The following is a 394-nucleotide window of genomic DNA, read 5'->3' as shown; positions in this document are numbered from 1 at the left end:
CTCCACCGCGGACACCACCCGACGGCGAAGATCCTCTTGCGCCTGCGGCGGAATGCGCCGGGCGTCCACGTTCTCAAGTCTCACAGCTCAACCAACGACCAAGCCAGCGAAGAGACACGGCTCAATATGCCCGTTGCGCCGAAGCCCTCGTATGAGGAGTTGGCGGCGCTGGTGGTCGCGCAGCAGGAGCAGATCACGTTGCTGACGGCACGGATCGCGGAGCTGGAAGCGGCGCTGAAGCAGAACTCGAAGAATTCCTCGAAGCCTGTGTGCCACGAACGTGAAGGCGGTGCGCGGATGTAGAGCGTGCGTGCTGGAGCGATGCTACATGGGAGATGGAGGTAGGTCCTCCGGGGTCGGCTTGCAGGAGCAGGCCTCAAACCACCGCAAGCTG

General features: G+C 63.5%; 1 protein-coding gene. It reads left to right on the top strand.

Annotation, left to right across the window (positions count from 1 at the left end):
* Positions 1 to 303, top strand: a 303-nt coding sequence (locus KGA66_RS29515) for a DUF6444 domain-containing protein (RefSeq protein WP_246509023.1), incomplete at its 5' end; no start/stop codon positions are given.
* Positions 304 to 394 lie beyond the last annotated feature (91 nt).

It is taken from the genome of Actinocrinis puniceicyclus, assembly GCF_018283645.1.
Lineage (GTDB): Bacteria > Actinomycetota > Actinomycetes > Streptomycetales > Catenulisporaceae > Actinocrinis > Actinocrinis puniceicyclus.
Note: the sequence above shows the minus strand (reverse complement) of the source record. Positions and strands in the feature narration are given on the sequence as shown.